The organism is Amycolatopsis sp. NPDC059235, from assembly GCF_042754125.1.
Classification (GTDB): domain Bacteria; phylum Actinomycetota; class Actinomycetes; order Mycobacteriales; family Pseudonocardiaceae; genus Amycolatopsis; species Amycolatopsis albidoflava.
The window spans coordinates 18,380-37,818 of the sequence record NZ_JBHZAG010000086.1; the positions used below are offsets into that span (position 1 = coordinate 18,380).

Genomic DNA, 19,439 nt, shown 5'->3' on the forward strand with positions numbered 1-19,439 from the left:
TCAGGTCAACCCGGCGTGCGTGGTGGACGCGACCTCGACGACTTCGCCGTTGTCGTCGAGTTTCAGCGCACCGGTGAGCAGGCCGACGACCTGGTTCATGCTGTGCGACTTCGGCGTCACCACGGCGACGCGCTTGCCGAGCCGGTGCACGTGGATGCGGTCGGCGATCTCGAAGACGTGCGGCATGTTGTGGCTGATCAGCACCACCGGCAGGCCGCGATCGCGGATCCGGCCGATCAGCTCCAGCACCTTCGCGGATTCCGCGACGCCCAGCGCGGCCGTCGGCTCGTCCATGATCACCGCTTTGGTGCCGAACGCCGCCGCCCGCGCCACCGCGACGCCTTGCCGCTGCCCGCCGGACAATGTTTCCACCAGCTGGGTAATGGATTTGACCTTGATGCCGAGGTCGTCGAGGATCCGCTGCGCTTCGGTGCGCATGGTCGCGCTGTCGAGCTTGCGCAACCCGATCCCGAACGGTCCCTTCAGCCGCTTTTCCCGGCCGAGGAACATGTTCGACGCGATGTCCAGCGCCGGCGCGACCGCCAGATCCTGGTACACCGTCTCGATTCCGTAGTGCCGTGCGTCCAACGGGGACTTGAAGTGGACCGTCTTGCCGTCCACTTTGATCTCTCCGGCGTCCGGCACCACCGCACCGGACAATGCCTTGATGAGACTGGACTTTCCGGCCCCGTTGTCGCCGACCACGGCGAGCACTTCGCCCGGGTAGAGGTCGAAATCGGCACCGTCGATGGCGGTGACCCGGCCGTAGCGCTTCACCAGGCCGCGCGCGGAAAGAGTCGGCTGCTGCTGCGTGGTAGTCATGACTGCTGCTGCCTCCGTGCGATCCGGTCCACGACCACCGCGGCGATCAGCAACGCGCCGGTCGCCAGGTCCTGGTAGTTGCCGTCCACGCCCATCTGCGTCAGGCCCGAGCGCAGCACCGCGACGACCAGCGCGCCGAACAGCGTGCCCAGCACCGAACCGCGGCCGCCGAACAGACTCGTGCCGCCCAGCACCACGGCGGTGATCGAGTCGAGGTTGCCGAGCTGGAACTGGTTCGGGTCGGCGTTCGGCGTGCGGCCGAGCGCCTGCCACGCGGCGATGCCGAAGCACAAACCGGCGACCAGGTAGACCGACAGCACGGTGCGGTTGACCTTGATCCCGGACAGCCGCGCGGATTCCGGCGCGTTGCCGACGGCGTAAACGTGCTTGCCCCACGCGGTTTTCGTGAGCGCGTACCAAACGGCGAGGAACATGAGCAGCGCGAGCGTCATGCCGTAGGTGATCGGGATGCCGCCGAAGAGGTACCGCTTCGTGCCGAGCCAGGTAAGCAGGCCGTCGGACACCGGAACCGCCTGGCCGCCCGCGATCAGCTTCGCCACCGCGGTCAGGCCGGTGAACGTGCCGAGCGTGATGATGAAGGCAGGCAGCTTGATCCGCGTCGCCAGGGTGCCGATGAACAGGCCGACGACGACGGTCAGCGCGACTCCGGCCAGCAGTGCGAAGAAAACGTTTGTGACCGCGGCCAGTTTCGCCATCACCAGCGTCGCCACGACCATCGACGACGCGTTGGAGAGGTCGATGCCCGCGATCAGGATGATCAGCGTCTGGCCGAGCGCGAGCGTGCCGACCACCAGCGACTGCTGGACCACTGTGGACAGATTGTCCAGGTCGAAAAAGGTGTCCGTGGCAAAGGAAAACACCACGATCGCCACGACCAGTGCCAGCGCCGGGCCGACCGCCGGGGCGCGCAGGAAGAACTCGCCGAGCGTTTCGCGCTCGCGGTTGTTGACCGGTTTTGCCGTCGCGGTCGTCATTTCCCGCCTCCCCAGCAGTTCTGCAGACCCCAGGCGGTGTCCTTGCTCGGCACGCCGGGCATCGGGTGGTCGGTGATCGCGGTCGATCCGGTGTTCACGAACCCGCTCGGCTTCTTCCCGGTCTTCGCGTACTCGACCGCCGCGAGCACGCCCTGTTCGGCCATCTTCCGCGGGAACTGCATCACGGTGACGGCGAACTGGCCGTTCTTGACGTTCTGCACGCCCTCGCAGCCGCCGTCGATCGAGCCGACGGTGAGCTGCGCGTTGAGGCCCCGCGCCTTCAGCGCCGCGTACGCGCCGCGGCCCATCGGCTCGTTCATCGTGTACACCGCGTTGAGGTCGGTGGTGCGCTGCAGGAGGTTCTCCATGCCCTGCTGGGCGAGGCTCTGGTCGCCGTTGGCGTTGGCGTGCCCCTTGATCTCCGGCGCGCCGTCCTTGAGCCCGATGCCCTTGAGGAACCCGCCGTGCCGCTGGGTGTCGACCGAAGCGCCCGCGGTGCCGTCGACCATCAGGAGCTTGGGGTCGGTGCCCTTCAGCGCCGCCTTGACGTACGCGCCCTGCTGCTCGCCGGCCGCGAAGTTGTCGGTGGCGAAGGTGGCGTCGACCGCGTCCGGCGGGTCGGTGGCGGTGTCGAGAGCGATCACCAGGATGCCAGCGTCGCGAGCGTCCTTGATGGCCTTGAGCACGCCGGTGGACGAGCTCGGGGTGATCAGGATGGTGTTGACGCCCTGCTGCATCAGGTTCTCGATGGCGCGCACCTGACCGTCGTTGTCGCCGTCGAACTGCCCGGCGAGCGCGCTGAAGTCGGCGCCGTTGGCCTTCGCCGCGGCGGACGCGGCGTTGCGCAGTTCGACGAAGTACGGGTTGGTGTCGGTCTTCGTGACGAGGCCGACCTTGGCCTTGCCGCTGCCGCCGGTTTTGGAGCTGCCGCCCCAGTGGCGTTCGACGGTGCACCCGGCGGTGGAGACCGCGACAGCGGCCGCCAAGGCGAGTGCGGTGAGACTCCGGTGTCTCATGGGGATGCCCTCCGAATCGAGGTGCGAGCTTGCCGATGGACGGGAAGGTAGACAGACTCATGCCATGACGCAAGCGTTTGCGCAAACGCTTGCCAACGCTCCTGGTTTCGCTCTCTTGGTGAAGGACAGACATGCCGCGACCCCGCTCCGCCCGCCCGACCCAGCGCGACATCGCCGAAATGGCGGGCGTGTCGATCACGACGGTGTCGCACGTCGTCAACGGCACGCGGGCGGTGGCCGAGGAGACGAAAGCCGCGGTGCTGCGGGCGATCGAGACCACCGGGTACACCGGCGACGCGATCGCTCGTTCGCTGGTCACCGGGGGTACGCGGTCGATCGGGATGGCGATCTCGCTGGTCGCGAACCCGTACTTCGCGGCGCTGATGCACGCGATCGAGCGGGAGGCGTCGGCAAATGGCTACACCGTGCTGCTGGCGGACACGCACGACACCGCGGGCACCGAGCGGGACGTCGTGCGCGCGCTGCGGTCGCGGCGGGTCGACGGCCTGCTGATCACGCCCGCGCCCGGCGACGGGTCGGTGCTCGGCGAACTGGTGTCGCTGGACGTGCCGACCGTGCTGATGGACCGGCTCACCACCCGGACCGACATCGACCAGGTCGGCGCGGAGAACATTCAGGCGACCTCGGCGCTGACCGCGCATCTGGCGTCGCTGGGCCATCGCCGGATCGGCATGATCTCCGGCGCGCCCGGCCTCACGACGAGCGACGAACGCGTGCTGGGCTACCGGCTCGGCCTCGGCCGGTCGGGCTTGAGCTGGTCGCCGGACCTGGTGGCGTGCGGACAGTCCTCTCGCGACGGTGGCGGCCTGGCGTTGAGCACGCTGCTGGCGCTGCCGGAACCGCCTTCGGCCTTGGTGGTGGCCAACGACAGCATGATGGTCGGCGTCCTGCACGAGGCGCGGCGGCGGGGTTTGCGGATCGGCCAGGACCTGCCGGTGGTGGTGTACGACGACGTCGAATGGGCCGATCTCGTGGACCCGCCGCTGACGACCATGGCCCAGCCGATCGACGAGATCGGCCGCCGCGCGGTGCAGTTGCTGCTGGCTCGACTGGCGGATCCCGGACGCCCCGCCGAGACTGTGCGGTTGCCGCCGACTTTGCGGCACCGGGCTTCCTGCGGGTGCGCGTAGCCGCCGGTCTTGACTGCCCGGTGTAACCAAGCACGTGCTTCGTTCACTCACCTCAGTGATTCTCGGGACCCGATCGTCTCGGACCCTCTCTTAGGCGGCCCGACAGTGGCTACTGTTGGGTAGGTATCTACGACGAGGGCCATGAGAAATGACCGTTCTGGCGCCGGAGGTCTCCCACTGGGACCTGCCGGTCACCCATCGGTTCGGGGTGGCATTGGGGAGGCACGCCAGCCCGTACCACGACCAGCTGCTGCGTGCGATCCGCGGCGCTGCCGCGCGGGCGGGTTGCGACCTGCTGCTGGCCGACACCAGCGACTGCCCGCGCGAGGAAGCCGAAGTGCTGCGCGCCCTGCAGGCGGACCGCGTCGACGGCGTGCTCTTGGTGCCCGCCCCCGGTGACGAGGCGGTGGTCAATGGACTCGTGCGCACCGGCGTGCCCACCGTGCTGGTGGACCGGATCGCCGGCCGCAACGACGTCGACCAGGTCGGGTCGGAGAACTTCCAGGCCATGTCCGCGCTGGTCGAGCACCTGGCCGCGCGACGGCATCGGCGGATCGCGCTGATCACCGGCACCGAGGGAACGACCGTCAGCGAAGAACGCGCCCTTGGCTACCGCCTGGGCCTAGGCCGTGCCGGATTGCGCTACCACCCAGAACTGGTCGCCTCCGGCCAGTCGACGGCCGGCGGTGCGGCCCGAGCGGCAGCCAAACTCCTGGACGGCTGGCCTTCGCCTACGGCCTTGGTGGTCGCTGGCGAGGCGATGCTGATCGGGGTGCAGTGGGAAGCACACCGCCGCGGAATCCGGATCGGGTCGGAGCTGGCGGTCGTCGGTTACGGCGATATGGACTGGGCGCGGACGGTTTCGCCTGGCGTGACGACGATGGCGCAACCGATCTCGGAGATCGGCCGACGGGCGGTGCAGTTGCTGCTGGCGCGCTGCCGGGAGCCGGAGCGTCGGCCGGAGTCAGTCCGCCTCGCGCCTCGGTTTTTGCACCGCGCTTCTTGCGGCTGCTGAGCTTTACAGGGTGGCAGCTGCCTCCAGCAACATCCATCCTCCAATTTGGACAGACAAGTCTTTCTCTGCTTTTCCTGGCGGTTTTGGTGCTGGCCTTGCCCACTCCGCGCTGAAGAGCGGCCCGGTTTTCTCTTGCGTCGCCCCGTTCCAGCACGCTTCGGCCGACTTCTGGACTAGCTTCTTGGCCGTCTCCGCTTCCGGCTTGGGGATGGTTTTCGCCGCAAGTGCTAGGTAGCGAGCCAAAATCGCCGAGAAGAGCCCGCCGTCGCCGCCTTCCGAACCGGGGAGGATGCCGCCGGGCGCTCCGTGTTGTTCGACCGCCCGGATGGTGCGGGCCGCATCTTCCCACTGTTCCTGCTCGAGGCACGCGCCGAGGTAAACCCCTTGGCAGTACGAGAAAATATGCTTGACAACTTCGCCGGTGTCCGCCCTTATCCCGTCCCAGACAAGGCCGGTTTCCGGGTCGACGAGGGTGCCGGTGAGCCATTGCGTCATCGCGCGGGCACGGTCTTGATCACCCACACGAGCGTGAAAGATGGCAGCCGGGCCGTTTGCGGGGGTATTCTTGAAGGAGTCGCCCCGCCGCCACCAGATTCCCCCGCCAAGGTCGTTTGTCCAGCCTTCATGCAGCCGTTTGTCGATGGCCTCGATCGCTTGGTTAATCTTCGCTTCGTCCACTGTGGACAATTGGAGTTGGCGCACTCGCTGCAACGCGAGCCCTAGCCAGGCTATGTCGTCGTAGTAGTCGTTGACCCAAGAGCCGAAGTTGCGCCGGTGCACCGTCGTGACGAACCGATTGATCAGCCGCGCGCGGTCTTCGGTGGGTTCGCGGAGTTGGGCGTCCACGAGGCTGTCGAGGAGATGGGCCTGCCACCAGTAGTTCCAGTGCCAGTGAACCCGCTGCCCCAAGGTAGGCGGCCACCCACTGCGGCCGAGGACGGTGCCGGGCAGCGCCCACAGCCGACGGAGGTGTCGGGCGCATACGGCCCGCTCAGCCGCTGCGGCCCGGTCAGCCGCCGCGGATCGCTCAGCAGCAGCGGATCGCCCGGCCGTCGCGGATCGCGCTGCGGAATCGGCCGCGCCCTCGCCGGCATCGACCGCAGCGGCAGGCACTGCAGGGCCGGTCATGCCCTCGGCAGGGTCGACCGCTCCGGCGCGCCCAGCGGGATCGGCCGCGCCCGCGGCAGGACCGGTCGCAGCGCTGCTCACAGCGGAATCGGCGGGCTTACCGGGCTCGGATGGATCGGCGGTCATAGGCCGATTCTGCCTGCGCTACGGAAAACTTGCCTCCCCACGGCATTTGCCGACCGAGGAACAGTTCGGGGGATCCGCCAGGCCTCCCGAGCAGCCACCGCCGCTACTGCCGTCGGCCAACCAATTGCCGCGCCGATCGCTCGAGAGCCCGCAACCTTGCCACGCCAATCGCTCAAGAGCCCTGCAGCCAGTGCTGTGTCGAGGGGGCCGGCGAACCGGCCGCAGCGGCCGACTGCCCCAGTCGGCCGCGCTAGCCGGGCGGGGGTCAAGAATGGAGCGATCTGCCAGCGCGCGCTCGAACTGCTTGGCGCGAGTTACGGCCAATTCCGCAGCCACAGCCAAGTCTGGGTTCTCGTGAGTGGCTATACCGGTTCTTACCGGCGCAGCCACTCACGAGACACCCGTCGGCGGCGCGGCGGGGGTCACCAGGCCTTGGACAAGTCCGCATGCTGTCGAACCCAAGCGTGCATCACGATCCCCGCCGCTACCCCTGCGTTGATTGATCTCGTCGTGCCGAACTGGGCGATGGACACGACTTTCGCCGAGTCCGACTGGGCGGCTTCGGACAGGCCGGGGCCTTCCTGGCCGAACAGCAGCAGGCACTTGCGCGGCAGTTCGGCAGTCTCCACCGGTTCGGCACCGGGGGTGTTGTCGACAGCCACCACCGTCAAGCCCTCGGCGGTGGCGAATTCCAGCAAGGTCGCGACGTCCTCGTGGTGGCGGAGGTGCTGGTAGCGGTCCGTCACCATCGCGCCTCGGCGGTTCCAGCGGCGGCGGCCGACGATGTGGACCTCGGCGGCGGCGAAGGCGTTCGCGGTGCGGACGACCGTGCCGATGTTGTGGTCGTGCTGGAAGTTCTCGATCGCGACGTGGAACGGGTGCCGTCGGGTGTCTACATCGGACACGATGGCTTCGCGGCGCCAGTAGCGGTAGGCGTCGACCACGTTGCGGCGGTCGCCGTTGGTCAGGAGTTCAGGGTCGTAGCGCGGGTCGTCCGGCCAGGTTCCTGGCCACGGACCGACGCCGACCTCCTCGCGGTTCACCCACTCGGTGGGGCCCGCTTCGGGGTGTTCCGTCGTCACGAAGGACGATTCTCGCTCAGCCGAGGCTGACGCCGTGCGCCGGACTGTCGTCGTGGCGGTGTCGCCAGCGCAGGTAGGCCCCGAGGTACGAGATCACCAGCACCGCCAAGGCCACTACGACCACCACCGGCAGCAGCGAGCGCGGGATGACCGTCCCGTACAGGTAGTAGGCGTTGAATCCGCCGGGCAGATCGCCGAGACCCTGCTGATGCCGGAAGAAATCCTCCAGCGCGGTGAGCGGGCACGGAATCGGCGTGACATTGACGAGCACGCCCCACACCGCGAAGAAAATGTGCCCGAAAATGACTTTCGGCCACCGCCAGGCGAGGAATCCGCCGAAACCGATGAAGAGCAGAGCGAGGATGTGCACCGCCACGGTTACGTCGGCGAGAACGTGCGCGACCGTCGTGTCCACCTTCGCCCCCTTCCAGTGCACCCACCAGCGACTTTACTCCGATTTACCGCACCGGGAGCGGGATATCGGGGGACTCGATGTGATGTTCGACCCACCGGAGCAACGAGTTCACCCGGCAGGTAACGGAGGGATCACTCCGGGTAGGAGACCCGTCGGCGGCACCCGTCACGAGCGACCCAACGCGGGGGAAATGACTCCGTTCCGTGCACACAGAGGAAGTGCGAATCGGCGGAGAAAGCGGGCGGAAACGCGGTTGACAAACCCAGAAACACGCAACCGAACAAGGTGACCGCAGTCAGCTCGGCGAGACTGTGCCGCCGGAGCCTGGCCAGAGGGTGACCGCGTTGAGCTTGAGGTCGTCGGGCAGCAGGGCGTCGTCGTTCGGGCCCGCCATCGTCCAGACGACTTCGGAGTCGGGATAGAGAGTCACGTCGAAGGTCACGTCGGCGGGGTGCGCGAACTCGATCGAGAGCACGTCATCGATGCCGAGGATGACTTCGTCGCCGTAGGGCTCGACATTCCAGCTGCGCGGCTTGCCGTCCTTGTTGGTCACCTGGATCCGGATCATGCGCCCCCCTGGCTCGAAAACCAAGGTACCGGCCACCAGCGGAGAACGTTCAGTCAGCGAACGCCGCTCCGTCGATGTCCGTCACCACCAAGCGAAGACGCGCGTCCGCCCACTCCGTCCCCTCGAGCAACTCGCGCACCCGCGTCTCGGCGGCCGACAGCAAGGGCGGCAGCGGCAATCGCAGCGCCACCAACCGAATCTCGACTGACTCCGAGGTCAGATCGACCGATCCACCAGCGGGATCGGTCGACAGCCAGCTGATCTCCGCGGCCACGCTCGTCGCGGGGCGAAGGCCGTCGATGGCGGACAGGGCGTCGGCGAGTCTTCCGGCCAGCGAACGCGGATCGGTCACTGCCGCCCCACTTCGATGTCCAAAATGGACACTCGGACGGCGTCCACGGAGCGGCCGGTCTGCGCCAGGACTTCCCGGAACACCGCCAGCTGCACGGCGCGGCCCACGGCGGCGGCTTGGTCCGCGCCCGAGATGACCACGTCGACCTCGACGGTCAGGCTGTCCTCGTGGGCGCGGACCCGGACGCCGTCCGCGGGAGCCGGTTCCAGGCCCTTCCAGCGTTGCCGGGCGGCGCGGGTCCAGGCGGTCGCCAAACCGCGCAGGCCGGGCTCCAGGCGCACGACTCCGGCGGTTTCGGCGGCCGCCCGGGCGGCGACACTCGCGATCACCGGGGCGGCGATCACGTATTCGGCGGTCATTCCCCGTCCTCGTACACGTCTTCCACCAGCAGATCCAGGCTTACCAACGAAATACCCACTCGTGAGCTCGCGGCGGCGGACACCAGTTCTCGTACGCGGGCCAACGTGTCCGCGCCGCTGGTGTTCCCCAGCCGCGTCGTGAGGGTGAGTTCGACCTCGACCTGCGCGGCACCCGAAGAGTCGACACCGACCTTCCGCACGCGCACCCGGCGGGCGCGGACGTTGCCGGCAGAGTCGGCCGCGTAGCGGAGCACGACCGCGACGGCTTGCTCACTCACTTCGACGGAGCCCGGTTCGGCAGCCGGAAGGTCCAGCATCTGGCCGCGACGCACTTCGGCGCGGACAGCCGACATGATCCGTCCTACCAGGTCCGGTGGGGTCGGGTCGGGCTCGTCGATCAGCTCCTGGGTCGCCGCGCGGAGGGCCAGCAGGCTTTCTCGCGCGGTGCGGCAGTGGACGCAGTCCAGCTGATGCTCGTCGACCTCGTCCAGGTTCTCCCAGACCGTCTCCAGTTCCCGGCCGCACGGCAATCCGTAGTCCTGATTCACCTCCATGGCTTCATCACCTCCGCCAGCTGCGCACGGGCCCGGGCGATCCGGCCCCGGACCGCGGTGGGGTTCGCGCCGACGATCTCGCTGATCTCGTCGTACGACCGGCCGTGCACCTCGCGCAGCAGCCAGCACGCGCGCTGCTGCGGCGTCAGCGTCTGAAGCGCGTCGTCGAGCGCCGCGAGCTGGCCGCTGACCTGCGCGGCGTGCTCGGGCTGAGTGTCGCGGCGCGGCGATTCGGCCAGGTCGAGGTCGACGTCGGCCTGCGGGCGGCGCGCCCGGATCACGTTGAGGCAGCGGTTGGTCGTTCCGCGGTACAGCCAGCCGACGAACGCCTTGTCGTCGTTCAGCTGCGCCAGCTTCCGCCACGCGCCGAGGAACGCTTCCTGCACTACGTCCTCGGCGTCGCCGCGGTGGTGCAGCATTTTCAGGGCGAGCCGAAACATCGGGCCCTGATAACGCAGCACGAGCTGTTCGTACGCGCGCACGTCGCCGTCTCGCGCACGGCCGACGAGGGTGGCGTCGTCGAGCGGGACACTGGTCGTGGTCACGGCACCCCCTTCCGTCAGGGGGACACCGCATGGCGGGCATTCGTCACGCACGCATTGTGGGTGACTGTGCTCACTCCCGCTCGGTTGAAGCCTCGGTTAAGCCTCAGCTGAGCCCGAGGTCGTCCTTGTTCAGCAGGTACCGGTACTCGAGCCCGGCCTTCTCGATGGCTTCGCGCGCACCGGTGTCGCGGTCCACGACCGTCGCGACGCCGACCACGGTGGCCCCGCCTTCGCGCAGCGCCTCGACCGCTGTGAGCACGCTGCCGCCGGTGGTGGAGGTGTCCTCAACGGCCAGCACCCGCTGCCCGCGCACCTCCACGCCCTCGATCCGGCGCTGCATCCCGTGTTCCTTGATCGCCTTGCGGACGACGAACGCGTCGAGCACCACGCCCTCGGCCGCCGCCGAGTGCAGCATCGCCAGCGCCACCGGGTCCGCGCCGAGCGTGAGCCCGCCGGTCGCGACGTAGTCCCAGTCAGCGGTGAGCTGCCGCAGGAGCTTGCCGATCAGCGGGGCGGCCGCGTGCTGCAGCGTCGCCCGCCGGAGGTCGACGTAGTAGTCGGCTTCCTTGCCCGAGGACAAGGTGACTTTGCCGTGCACGACGGCCAGTTCGCTGACCAGCCTGGCCAGTTCGAGCTTCGCAGTTTGATCCAACCCGGGGTACGCCACGGCCGAGAGTCTTACACACGCCACCGACAACTTCCGCGCGTCACTCCCCGGTCGCGACGGCGGTCACCGGACGCGTCCGGGTCGCCACCCAAGCCGGGACGACCGCGGCGACCAAGGCGAGCGCGACAGCGGTCGCGACGATCACCAGGTAGATGGAGATCGGCCCGTCCGGCAGCACCCGGCCGGTCGCGACGAGACAGAACGGCACGATCGCGCCCGCCGACACCACGGTGCCGAGCAGGATGCCGATCGCGGCGATCAGACCGCCTTCGCCCGCGGCCATCCGCAGCACCTGGCCGCGGGTGAAACCGCCGAGCCGCTGCAGGCCGAACTCCCGCCGCCGTCGCGAAGTCGCCATGACCAGGGTGTTCACCACGGAGATCACCGTGTAGCCGACGATCATGCCGACCAGCAGGTAGTTCACCCATGCGCCGGTCTCGTCGTTCTTGGCGTTCGCGGCGGCCAGCGTGCTCCGGTCGCCGACGGACACCGGGAGACCGGCGGTCGCGGCGGTCAGGCTCTGGGTCAGCCGGGCCTGATCGACGCCAGGCGCGGCGCGGACGAGCACCTGCTTGGCGAGACCGGACGTGGTGTGCCCGGCGAGCAGTTCGGCGGGCAGCAGGAGCTGTTCGGCCCCGGCCCGCTCTTGCACGATCGCGACGATGCGAAGGGTCCGGTCGGTCCCGTCGCCGAGACGGAGCGTGACGGAATCGCCGACCGAACGGGACACCTCGGCGGAGTCGGGCAAAGCGATCGTGTCGCCTTTGAGGTCCGCGAGGTTGCCCTTCACGACCGTGGCGGCGTTGGTCGTCGCGTCGGTGAGGCCGAGCGCCGGGTAGCCCTTCTTGGTCTGGTTTTCGTCGAACGGCGCGGTGATGAACGCGCGGCTGCTGACGTAGGTCGAGACCGCCGCGACGCCGTCCGCGTGCCGGATCCGGTCGATCGCCTCGGGCGAGACCCCGGTGGGACCCGCGACGACCGCGTCGGCGCGGAGGTCTTCGGCGAAGGACTGCGCGGAAGCGGCGGTGGTCGTGGTCTGCAGGTAGATGTTGGCGGTCGCGATGCCGACGGCGAGCATGATCGGCGTGACCGCGCCGGCCACCCGGGTGGCCGCGTTGCGCGTGTTGGTGATCGCCAGCCAGCCGGTGACGCCGCTGAACAGCCGCATCGGACCCTGCAACAGGATCGCGGTCAGCTTCGTGACGCCCGGGCTGATCATCGCGACGCCGATCGCCCACAGCATCACCGCCGGACCCGCGGTGCTCGCCGCGATGGGTCCCGTCATCACCGCGAGCGTGACGATGGCCAGCGCGGTCCCGCCGCCGAAGCACAGGATGGCGAGGATCAGCCGCAGCGGGGTCAGCCAGCCGCGCGGCACGGACGCCTCGGCGAGTGCCTCGGTCGGCCGGATGCGGCCGACCCGGAATCCGGCCACCAGCGCGGAAATCCCGACGGCCAGCAGGGTCGCGCCCGCCGCGATGATCATCGGGATCCAGCCCTGGTGGAACTGCACGGCGGGCGAAATGAACCCGCCCGTGGTGAACTGCCCGAACAGCCACCCGCCGAACACCGGACCCAGCGCCGCCGCGGCTCCGGTCGCGAGCACGCCGATGACCAGCGCTTCGCCGAGAACCATGCGACGCAACTGTCGCGGCGTCGTGCCGATCGCACGCAGCAGAGCCAATTCCCGCTGTCGCTGCCGCACCGACAGCATCAGCGTGCTCGCGATGACGAACACGGCGACCGAAAGGGACAGCCCGCCCGCGACGCCGGACAACGGGATCAGCCTGCCGCCGCTCGCTTGCGCCTCCGGGAATTCGGCGAGTCCGCGCTCATCCCCAGTCAGCACGGAAACGCCCGAACCCAGCTGCAAAGCGGCGGGATTGTCAGTGACCACACCGAAATAGTCGACCGTTCCGGGGTGACCGGAGAGCTGGTCGGCCACACTGTCGGCGAAGAACGCGTCGGGACGGTCACTGACCTGAGCGACGCGGTATTGGCGCATCGATCCCTGGACCGCAAGGTCCACAGTGGATCCAACCGGCACGCCACTAGCCGCGGGAAGCACCACTTCGTCGGCTCGCGGCGCAGGGCCAGGAAGCCGAGCGGATTCCCAGCCGTGCGCGACGAGAGGCTGCTTTCCCAGCGATATCGGGAAATTCACCTCACCGACCACAGTGGACACACCGGGCGTCGCGCGGATCGTGTCCGCCATCGACCGGTCCAGCCGGACCCGCTCCGACAGCGTGACCGCCTGCGTCTTGGGCTTTTCGGAATTCTTCCGCATCTCGAATTCCTGTTGCCCGGCAACGACAGCCGACGCCCAGGCCAGCCGGTTCGGCGGAGTCGCGGACCGGATCCCGGTCTCCATCAGACCGGCGCAGGCGGACACGATCACCGCACCGAGGAACGCGGCCACGAACGCGGCGATGAACCCGCCGGTGCGGAAACGCAAGGTGCGCAAGGCAAGACTGAACATCAGAAGCCGCCCACCGGCATCCGGTCGGCCCAGGCGCCGAGGTGGGTCATGCGTTCCGCGACGGCAGCCGCGGTCGGCCGGAGCAGCTCGCCGGCGACGCGGCCGTCAGCGAGAAACACAACGCGGTCGGCATAGGAAGCCGCGACCGGATCGTGCGTCACCATCACGACGGTCAGCCCGCCGCGCACCGATTCCGACAGCAGGCCAAGGATTTCGCTGGCCGTCCGCGTGTCGAGCGCGCCGGTCGGCTCGTCGGCGAACAGCACCGCCGGACGGCTGACCAGCGCGCGAGCGATCGCCACCCGCTGCTGCTGACCGCCGGACAGCTGGCCCGGCAGGTGCTTGCGCCGGTCGCTCAGCCCGACGTGCCCGAGCATCTCGGCGACGCGGCGGCGGTCCGGACGACGCCCGGCCAGCCGCAGCGGCAGCACGACGTTCTGCTCGACGGTCAGCGCGGGCAGCAGGTTGAACGCCTGGAAGACGAACCCGATCTTGTCCCGGCGCAGCTTCGTCAGCTGGGTCTCGGAGAGCTTGCCCAGCTCCTGGTCGTCGAGCAGCACCGAACCGCTGGTCGGCCGGTCGAGCCCGGCCGCGCAGTGCAGGAACGTGCTCTTGCCCGAGCCCGACGGGCCCATCACCGCGGTGAACCCGCCGCGCGGGAAGGACAGGCTCACCCCGTCCAGTGCCGTGACCCGGCCGTATTCCTTGCGGACGGATTCGAGCCGCACCGCTTCCCCAGTCGCCATGGGGAAAACGCTATGGGTTTACGGGAGAAAACACCCTGGGGCGCACACGCCGGGACGGGGTAGGGCTTTCCCTACCCCCCTCAGGTGCGGCGGCGGTTGCCCAAGCCTCCGGCGAGCTTGCGCAGCACCGGCCTCGGCAGCAGTCCGCCGATCCCGACCAGGGCTTTGTACTGCAGGCTGGGCACCGAAATCACCTTGCCACGGCGCAGGTCGGCGAGGGCTTCGTCGACGACCTGGGCCACGTCGAGCCACAGCGCCTTCGGCCCCTCCCGCTGCAGCCCGGCGCGCTCGTGGAACTCGGTGTAGGTGAAGCCGGGGCACAGCGCCATCATCCGCACGCCCTTCGGCAGCGACATCGCGATGCCCTCGGTGAACGACGTGACCCAGTTCTTGCTGGCGGTATAGGTCGAGCCGCGTCCCGAGAAGAAGCCAGCGACGCTGGAGACGTTGATGACGTCGCCGCGCCCGCGCTCGACCATGCCCGGCAGCACCGCCCGGCTCAGCTGCAGCACGGCGGTCACGTTCACGTCGAGCTGGCGCTGCAGGTCCTCGGCCGGGATCTCCCAGAACTCGCCGCTCAGCCCGAAGCCCGCGTTGTTGACCAGCAGGTCGATCGGCTGGGTTTCGAGCAGCTCGGCGACCTGCGCGCGGCCGTCCACTTCGGACAGATCGGCGGACAGCACGGTCACCTCGACGCCGTGCTGCGCGCGCAGCTGCCCGGCCAGCGCGTTCAGCCGTTCCTCGTCCCTCGCGACCAGGACGAGGGCGTGTTTCTCGGCGGCGAGCCGGCGCGCGAATTCCGCGCCGATGCCCGCGGTGGCTCCGGTGATCAGAGAAGTGGTGGTCATGTGGGTGAAGCTACCCGTTTTTCAGCTGCGTCCGCCCTGGTGGCGCAGTATGGTCCGGCGCATGGGCAAGCACACCAAGCGGACGCCCGGATATCTGCCCCGGATGGCCGCCGGTGCGGCGCCCCTCGCTCTGTTGCTCGCCGGCCCGGCCGCGGCGCTGGCGGACACCCCGCGCGGGGGACTGCCGCTCGACCTGCACCAACACAGTTCCTCCTCCGACCTCCAGTTCACTCGCGACGAGACGATCGCGACGCGTGACCTGCCCGCGTCCGCCGCGTCGAACCTGCGCCAGACGCTCGGCCAGGACACCGCCGGCCAGTCCCAGACCCACGACCTGCGGCTCGGCGAGCCGGGTCGCGCGTTCACCGGCAACGACCTCGGCGTGCACCACACGCGGCCGTTCGACGGTGCGCACGTGGCCGGTCTGGACCAGTCCATGCGGCACGGCGTGCAGCTTCCGCACGGCGTCGACGCGCTCTCCAGCAGCAAGACCGGCGCCGAGACTGGTCTGGCCGGCCGGTTCTCCGGCGACCTGATGAGCGGCACTCGCTTCGAACGCACCTCCGCCGACGCCGTCGACCTCGGCCCGGCGGGCTCGGTGGTCGCGAACTCGGACGAAAACGTGCTCGGCCAGTTCACCGGCAAGCTCGACGTGGCGCGGCTGGAGTCGGCCGAGCGGCACAGCGTGTCCGGCGACCTCGGCCCGGTGCACGCGCTGGCCGCGACGAGCCAGTCGACCGCCGAGCGCACGGACCGGTTCCACGGCGAACTGTCGGCGGCGGACATCGCGGCGGCACGGACGAGCACCGCTTCTACCCTGGGTGTTCCGGCTACCCGGAGCCAGCACGTGGGCGCCGAAGTGCTCGGAAAACCGGTCATCGACAACGGATGGACAGTTTCCGGACCGCCGTTTACCTTCGCGCCCGGCTGAGTTCATCGATTCGCCGAGTCCGCTTTCGGCAACCGAGTCCGGACCGTTTCCGGATCGTGAAACGGTCCGCCGGGCTCCTGGCCCTGACCTGCTCGATGTCACCCGTTCGCCGTAAGCGAGGTCGGGCTTCCTTTACCGACCGTAGTTATTTGTCGAGGGAATCCCGGCTCGACCAGGTGGGGCCGCCCCCGGGAGAGTCCCCAGCGGGAGGCCCGTTTCCCCTTGGATAGCCTGCGGGGCGTGGTCGACCTCGAATCCGTTGCCGCCGAATCGGCGTCTCCGACAGCTATCGGCAAGAGCCAAGCCGGTCGTCGGGCGCGGTTGCTCGCTGCGGTTTTCGGAATCGCGGGCGCGATCCTCGCGATCGCGGTCCCGTTCCTGCCCGTCACGCTCGAGCAAACGACCCTGGACTGGCCGACCGCCCAGGGCACCAGAGCGGTGACCGCCCCGCTGACCGCGCAGGCGCCGATCTCGCTCGACGCGAAGGTCCCCTGCACGACGGCGCGGGCGCTCGACGCGCGCACCGACGGCAGCGCCGTGCTGTTCAGCACCAACCCGCCGAACTCCGGCATCGGCGTCGTCACCGGGATGGCGCTGCAGGTCGGAAACGGTCAGCTCACGCTTTCCTCACAGGGCCAGCAGCTCGGCTCGGCCCCGGTCGGCGACGGCGACTGCACGATCACCGTGCACACCGACGCGAAGCGGACGACAGCGTCCGTCGGCGGGAACCGGATCGCCGACGTCACCGACGACCACCGGCCGCAGCTCACCGGCTACTACTCGGACCTCACGAATCAGGACGACACGCACGGTCTGTCGGTCTCCGCACAGGTCGACAACCGCTGGGCGAGCACCGCGACCGGCATCAAGCTCGCCGCCATCGTGCTGTCGGTGCTCTGCTTCATCGGCGCGGTGCTCGCGCTGTACCGCCTGGACCGGCTTACCGGCCGGCGCGCGCCCCGATTCGCCGCGCGCGGCTGGTGGAAGCTGAAATTCCTCGACATAGCCGTGCTCGGCACGCTCGTCGTCTGGTGGCTGATCGGCGCGATGACCGCCGACGACGGCTACTTCACGACCATGGCGCGCGTCCGCGGCGACGCCGGCTACATCGGCGAATACTACCGATGGTTCGCCGCGCCGGACGCGCCGATGGCGTGGTTTGTCGATGTCTACGCGGCGATGGCCAAGGTCAGTTCGCTCACGCCGTGGATGCGGTTGCCGTCGCTGTTGATGGGTGTCGCCTGCTGGATGCTGATCAGCCGCGGCGTGCTGCCGCGACTCGGCAGGCAGGTGCGGATCAGCAGCGCGGCCGGCTGGGCGGCGGGCGCGGTCTTCCTCGCCTTCTGGCTGCCCTACGACAACGGCCTGCGCCCGGAGAACCTGGTCGCGCTGCTGTCGCTGCTCTCGATCTGCACCGTCGAACGCGCGGTCGCGACCCGGCGGCTGGGTCCGGCGGCGATCGGGCTGACCGTCGCGGCGCTGTGTGTCGCGGTCAACCCGCACGGGCTGATGGCCGTGCTGCCGTTCGTGGTCGGGCTGAAGCCGCTGGCGAAGATCGTGCTCCGGCATGCCCGCCAGTTCGGCTGGGTGCCGGTGATCGCGCCGATCGCCGCCGCCGGGCTGGTGATTCTCGCGCTGATCTTCTGCGACCAGACCCTGCGCGGCGCGCTGGAATCGGTGCGGCTGCGGTCGTCGCTCGGACCGACCGGTTCCTGGTACGACGAGCTCGACCGGTACTCGATGCTGTTCAGCAACGGCCCGGACGGCTCCATGACGCGCCGGTTCCCGGTGCTGTTGATCTTCCTGTGCCTGGCGACCTGCGCGGTCGTGCTGCTGCGGCGCGGCAACATCCGCGGCGCCGCGCTCGGCCCGAGCCGCAGGCTGCTCGGCATCAGCGCACTGTCCTTTGTGGTCTTGGCACTGGCTCCGACCAAGCACACGCATCACTTCGGCATGCTGGTCGCGGTCGGCGGACCGCTCGCCGCGCTCACCGCGTTGTCGACGAGTACGACGGTGTTGCTGTCGCGCCGCAACCGCGCGGCGTTCTTCGCGGGGCTGATGGTGATCGTCGCGCTGGCCTCCACCGGGCCGAACGCCTGGTGGTACGTGTCGGCCTGGGGCGTGCCGTGGTTCGACCTGCCGCCACAGGTGTTCGGCATCAAGCTGAGCACGATGGCGCTCGTGGCGGCGGCGGTCGCGCTGGCGATCGCGGCGATCGAGCACATGAAGCACAACGAGCACGAACCGTTCGTCCCGCCCGCACCGGTGGCGAAGGGCGACCTGGAAAACCGCGGCCGCGCGCTGCGGCTCGGGCTCGCGCCGCTGTCGACGGTGTGCGCGATTCTGGTGCTGTTCGAGATCGGCAGTATCGCCAAGGGCATCCAAAAGCGCTGGGACACCTACAACATGGGTGCCGACAACATCCGCCAGCTGGCCGGGCAAAGCTGCGGGCTGTCCGACTACATCAAGGTCGAACGCGACCCGAAGGCCGGGCTGCTGCAAGCCGCGCCGCAACAACCGGAGAACGCCGCACCCGGCTGGACAGTGCCCGCCGACGCCGACCGCGGCGTCACCCCGAAGGACTGGCTGGCCAGCACCCAGAAGGGCTTCGTCACCAACGGCGGGCTGCCGACCGAGAACGCCGACAGCTGGAACCCGCCGTACCAGTTCGGCAAGGACGGGGCCCCGATCTGGGGCAGCTACCACAAGTCCGGCGACGGCGCGGGCGACCTGCGCACCCCGTGGTACTCGGTCCCGGAGCGGGCGCGCGACGGCTCGGTGCCGATCGTGGTCGCCCTCGCCGGCAAGGCCGACGACCCGAACTCGCTGACCGCCGAATTCGGCAAGAACACCCCCGCCGGATTCCAGGTGCTCGGCCGCGAGCAACTCGACGCGAAGAAGAAGGACACCAACTGGCGCGACGCGCGAGTCAGCGTGCCCGAGGGCGCGGACCAGGTGCGGATCGTGGCGAAGGGCCGCGGGCTCGGCAGCGACGGCTGGGTCGCGTTCAGCGCGCCGCGGGCGCCGAAGATCGCGAAGATGACCGATGTCGTCGGGCAGGACCCGGTGTTCCTGGAGTGGGCCGCCGCAGCGCAGCACCCGTGCCTGCGCCCCTCGTCGATCCACAACGGAATCGCCGAGGTGCCGAAGTACCGGATCAGCGCGGGCGACGACCTGCGCACAGTCGGCAAGTACTGGTCCTCGCCGGCGGGCGGCGGGTCGTTCGTGTGGATGAACGTGGCCACCCAGATGCAGGCACTGCCGACGTACCTGGAAGGCGACGTCGACCGCGACTGGGGCACGTTGTACGAGGTGACTCCCGAGGTCTCGAACGCGCTTCCGGCTTCGGCGGCGCTACACCAGCAGTCGGTAACGCATTCCGGAATCTGGTCACCCGGACCGCTGGCCAAGCCCGCCAACCCAACCGGCGAGTCGTAAGCCGCACTTTCCGTGAGGGGAACCCTAAGGAACTCAGAGTCCCTCAGGGTTCCCCTCACGTCCCTAAACCCGCACCGATGCACTCAAATCGAGGCACCCACACCACCCCCGCACCCCGATACGAAGCTCCCCTGCGGTCTGGGGGTGGGTGTGCAGGCAACTTTGCCCCCCAGTCAAACACCCCCCCACCCGCAGCCCAAAC

The 19,439-nt window shown here is 69.1% G+C and carries 19 protein-coding genes; 4 read left to right on the plus strand and 15 right to left on the minus strand.

Features of this window, described 5'->3' with window-relative positions:
- From ACFXI3_RS37710 to ACFXI3_RS37720, 3 genes are read right to left on the minus strand one after another with little or no spacing between them, the layout of a single operon-like run.
- On the minus strand, positions 1–822 hold the full coding sequence (locus tag ACFXI3_RS37710; protein ID WP_344266589.1) for an ATP-binding cassette domain-containing protein: 822 nt from the start codon (positions 820–822) through the stop codon (positions 1–3).
- Positions 819–1,817 carry an ABC transporter permease gene (locus ACFXI3_RS37715; RefSeq protein WP_344266591.1) on the minus strand — a complete coding sequence of 333 codons (999 nt, stop codon included), beginning with the start codon at positions 1,815–1,817 and terminating at the stop codon, positions 819–821. Before ACFXI3_RS37715 ends, ACFXI3_RS37710 begins: the two co-directional genes overlap by 4 nt.
- A complete protein-coding gene (locus ACFXI3_RS37720) occupies positions 1,814–2,833 on the minus strand; it encodes a substrate-binding domain-containing protein (protein ID WP_344266593.1) in 1,020 nt (339 codons plus the stop codon). The genes ACFXI3_RS37715 and ACFXI3_RS37720 overlap by 4 nt, the downstream gene beginning before the upstream one ends.
- 131 nt (positions 2,834–2,964) lie before the next feature.
- On the opposite strand from ACFXI3_RS37720, the gene ACFXI3_RS37725 reads away from it, so the two are divergent.
- Positions 2,965–3,984, plus strand: coding sequence for a LacI family DNA-binding transcriptional regulator (locus ACFXI3_RS37725; RefSeq protein WP_344266596.1), 1,020 nt, complete (start codon positions 2,965–2,967; stop codon positions 3,982–3,984).
- Between the two features lie 148 nt (positions 3,985–4,132).
- On the plus strand, positions 4,133–4,999 hold the full coding sequence (locus ACFXI3_RS37730) for a substrate-binding domain-containing protein (RefSeq protein WP_344266599.1): 867 nt from the start codon (positions 4,133–4,135) through the stop codon (positions 4,997–4,999).
- 3 nt (positions 5,000–5,002) lie between these two features.
- On the opposite strand, the gene ACFXI3_RS37735 is transcribed toward ACFXI3_RS37730, so the two are convergent.
- From ACFXI3_RS37735 to ACFXI3_RS37790, 12 genes are all read right to left on the minus strand, one after another.
- Positions 5,003–6,253 (minus strand): glycoside hydrolase family 76 protein, encoded by a 1,251-nt coding sequence (locus tag ACFXI3_RS37735; RefSeq protein ID WP_378406155.1) that lies wholly within the window; start codon positions 6,251–6,253, stop codon positions 5,003–5,005.
- 422 nt (positions 6,254–6,675) lie between these two features.
- On the minus strand, positions 6,676–7,335 hold the full coding sequence (locus ACFXI3_RS37740; RefSeq protein WP_344266602.1) for an RNA methyltransferase: 660 nt from the start codon (positions 7,333–7,335) through the stop codon (positions 6,676–6,678).
- Between the two features lie 16 nt (positions 7,336–7,351).
- Positions 7,352–7,750, minus strand: coding sequence for a DUF2784 domain-containing protein (locus ACFXI3_RS37745; RefSeq protein ID WP_344266605.1), 399 nt, complete (start codon positions 7,748–7,750; stop codon positions 7,352–7,354).
- A 295-nt stretch (positions 7,751–8,045) separates the two neighbouring features.
- A complete protein-coding gene (locus tag ACFXI3_RS37750) occupies positions 8,046–8,318 on the minus strand; it encodes a hypothetical protein (RefSeq protein ID WP_378406157.1) in 273 nt (90 codons plus the stop codon).
- A gap of 49 nt (positions 8,319–8,367) precedes the next feature.
- The gene (locus ACFXI3_RS37755) at positions 8,368–8,670 is read right to left on the minus strand and encodes a hypothetical protein (protein ID WP_378406159.1); all 303 of its coding nucleotides are present in this window, start codon (positions 8,668–8,670) and stop codon (positions 8,368–8,370) included.
- Positions 8,667–9,029: an Asp23/Gls24 family envelope stress response protein gene (locus tag ACFXI3_RS37760; protein ID WP_344266614.1), complete on the minus strand. Its 363-nt coding sequence runs from the start codon at positions 9,027–9,029 to the stop codon at positions 8,667–8,669. Before ACFXI3_RS37760 ends, ACFXI3_RS37755 begins: the two co-directional genes overlap by 4 nt.
- Positions 9,026–9,583, minus strand: a complete 558-nt coding sequence (locus ACFXI3_RS37765; RefSeq protein ID WP_344266617.1) for an Asp23/Gls24 family envelope stress response protein — start codon at positions 9,581–9,583, stop codon at positions 9,026–9,028. Before ACFXI3_RS37765 ends, ACFXI3_RS37760 begins: the two co-directional genes overlap by 4 nt.
- Positions 9,574–10,128, minus strand: a complete 555-nt coding sequence (locus tag ACFXI3_RS37770) for a sigma-70 family RNA polymerase sigma factor (protein ID WP_344266620.1) — start codon at positions 10,126–10,128, stop codon at positions 9,574–9,576. The genes ACFXI3_RS37765 and ACFXI3_RS37770 overlap by 10 nt, the downstream gene beginning before the upstream one ends.
- A gap of 103 nt (positions 10,129–10,231) precedes the next feature.
- Positions 10,232–10,795 carry an orotate phosphoribosyltransferase gene (gene pyrE, locus ACFXI3_RS37775; protein ID WP_344266623.1) on the minus strand — a complete coding sequence of 188 codons (564 nt, stop codon included), beginning with the start codon at positions 10,793–10,795 and terminating at the stop codon, positions 10,232–10,234.
- Positions 10,796–10,835: 40 nt separating this feature from the next.
- Positions 10,836–13,259, minus strand: a complete 2,424-nt coding sequence (locus ACFXI3_RS37780; RefSeq protein WP_378406162.1) for an ABC transporter permease — start codon at positions 13,257–13,259, stop codon at positions 10,836–10,838.
- A 14-nt stretch (positions 13,260–13,273) separates the two neighbouring features.
- Positions 13,274–14,020, minus strand: coding sequence for an ABC transporter ATP-binding protein (locus ACFXI3_RS37785; protein ID WP_378406164.1), 747 nt, complete (start codon positions 14,018–14,020; stop codon positions 13,274–13,276).
- Positions 14,021–14,100: 80 nt separating this feature from the next.
- A complete protein-coding gene (locus ACFXI3_RS37790; protein WP_378406166.1) occupies positions 14,101–14,868 on the minus strand; it encodes an SDR family NAD(P)-dependent oxidoreductase in 768 nt (255 codons plus the stop codon).
- A gap of 61 nt (positions 14,869–14,929) precedes the next feature.
- Here ACFXI3_RS37790 and ACFXI3_RS37795 point away from each other — a divergent pair, with 61 nt between their 5' ends.
- Together ACFXI3_RS37795 and ACFXI3_RS37800 are read left to right on the plus strand one after the other, a co-directional pair.
- A complete protein-coding gene (locus tag ACFXI3_RS37795) occupies positions 14,930–15,799 on the plus strand; it encodes a hypothetical protein (protein WP_378406168.1) in 870 nt (289 codons plus the stop codon).
- Positions 15,800–16,039: 240 nt separating this feature from the next.
- Entirely contained in the window at positions 16,040–19,237 is a 3,198-nt protein-coding gene (locus ACFXI3_RS37800; RefSeq protein ID WP_378406170.1) for an arabinosyltransferase domain-containing protein, read from the plus strand.
- Positions 19,238–19,439 lie beyond the last annotated feature (202 nt).

Coding starts and splice junctions, on each gene's coding strand:
- ACFXI3_RS37710 (WP_344266589.1), bottom strand. CDS start 822: ATGACTACCACGCAGCAGCAGCCGACTCTTTCCGCGCGCGGCCTGGTG.
- ACFXI3_RS37715 (WP_344266591.1), bottom strand. CDS start 1,817: ATGACGACCGCGACGGCAAAACCGGTCAACAACCGCGAGCGCGAAACG.
- ACFXI3_RS37720 (WP_344266593.1), bottom strand. CDS start 2,833: ATGAGACACCGGAGTCTCACCGCACTCGCCTTGGCGGCCGCTGTCGCG.
- ACFXI3_RS37725 (WP_344266596.1), top strand. CDS start 2,965: ATGCCGCGACCCCGCTCCGCCCGCCCGACCCAGCGCGACATCGCCGAA.
- ACFXI3_RS37730 (WP_344266599.1), top strand. CDS start 4,133: ATGACCGTTCTGGCGCCGGAGGTCTCCCACTGGGACCTGCCGGTCACC.
- ACFXI3_RS37735 (WP_378406155.1), bottom strand. CDS start 6,253: ATGACCGCCGATCCATCCGAGCCCGGTAAGCCCGCCGATTCCGCTGTG.
- ACFXI3_RS37750 (WP_378406157.1), bottom strand. CDS start 8,318: ATGATCCGGATCCAGGTGACCAACAAGGACGGCAAGCCGCGCAGCTGG.
- ACFXI3_RS37760 (WP_344266614.1), bottom strand. CDS start 9,029: ATGACCGCCGAATACGTGATCGCCGCCCCGGTGATCGCGAGTGTCGCC.
- ACFXI3_RS37765 (WP_344266617.1), bottom strand. CDS start 9,583: ATGGAGGTGAATCAGGACTACGGATTGCCGTGCGGCCGGGAACTGGAG.
- ACFXI3_RS37785 (WP_378406164.1), bottom strand. CDS start 14,020: ATGGCGACTGGGGAAGCGGTGCGGCTCGAATCCGTCCGCAAGGAATAC.
- ACFXI3_RS37790 (WP_378406166.1), bottom strand. CDS start 14,868: ATGACCACCACTTCTCTGATCACCGGAGCCACCGCGGGCATCGGCGCG.
- ACFXI3_RS37795 (WP_378406168.1), top strand. CDS start 14,930: ATGGGCAAGCACACCAAGCGGACGCCCGGATATCTGCCCCGGATGGCC.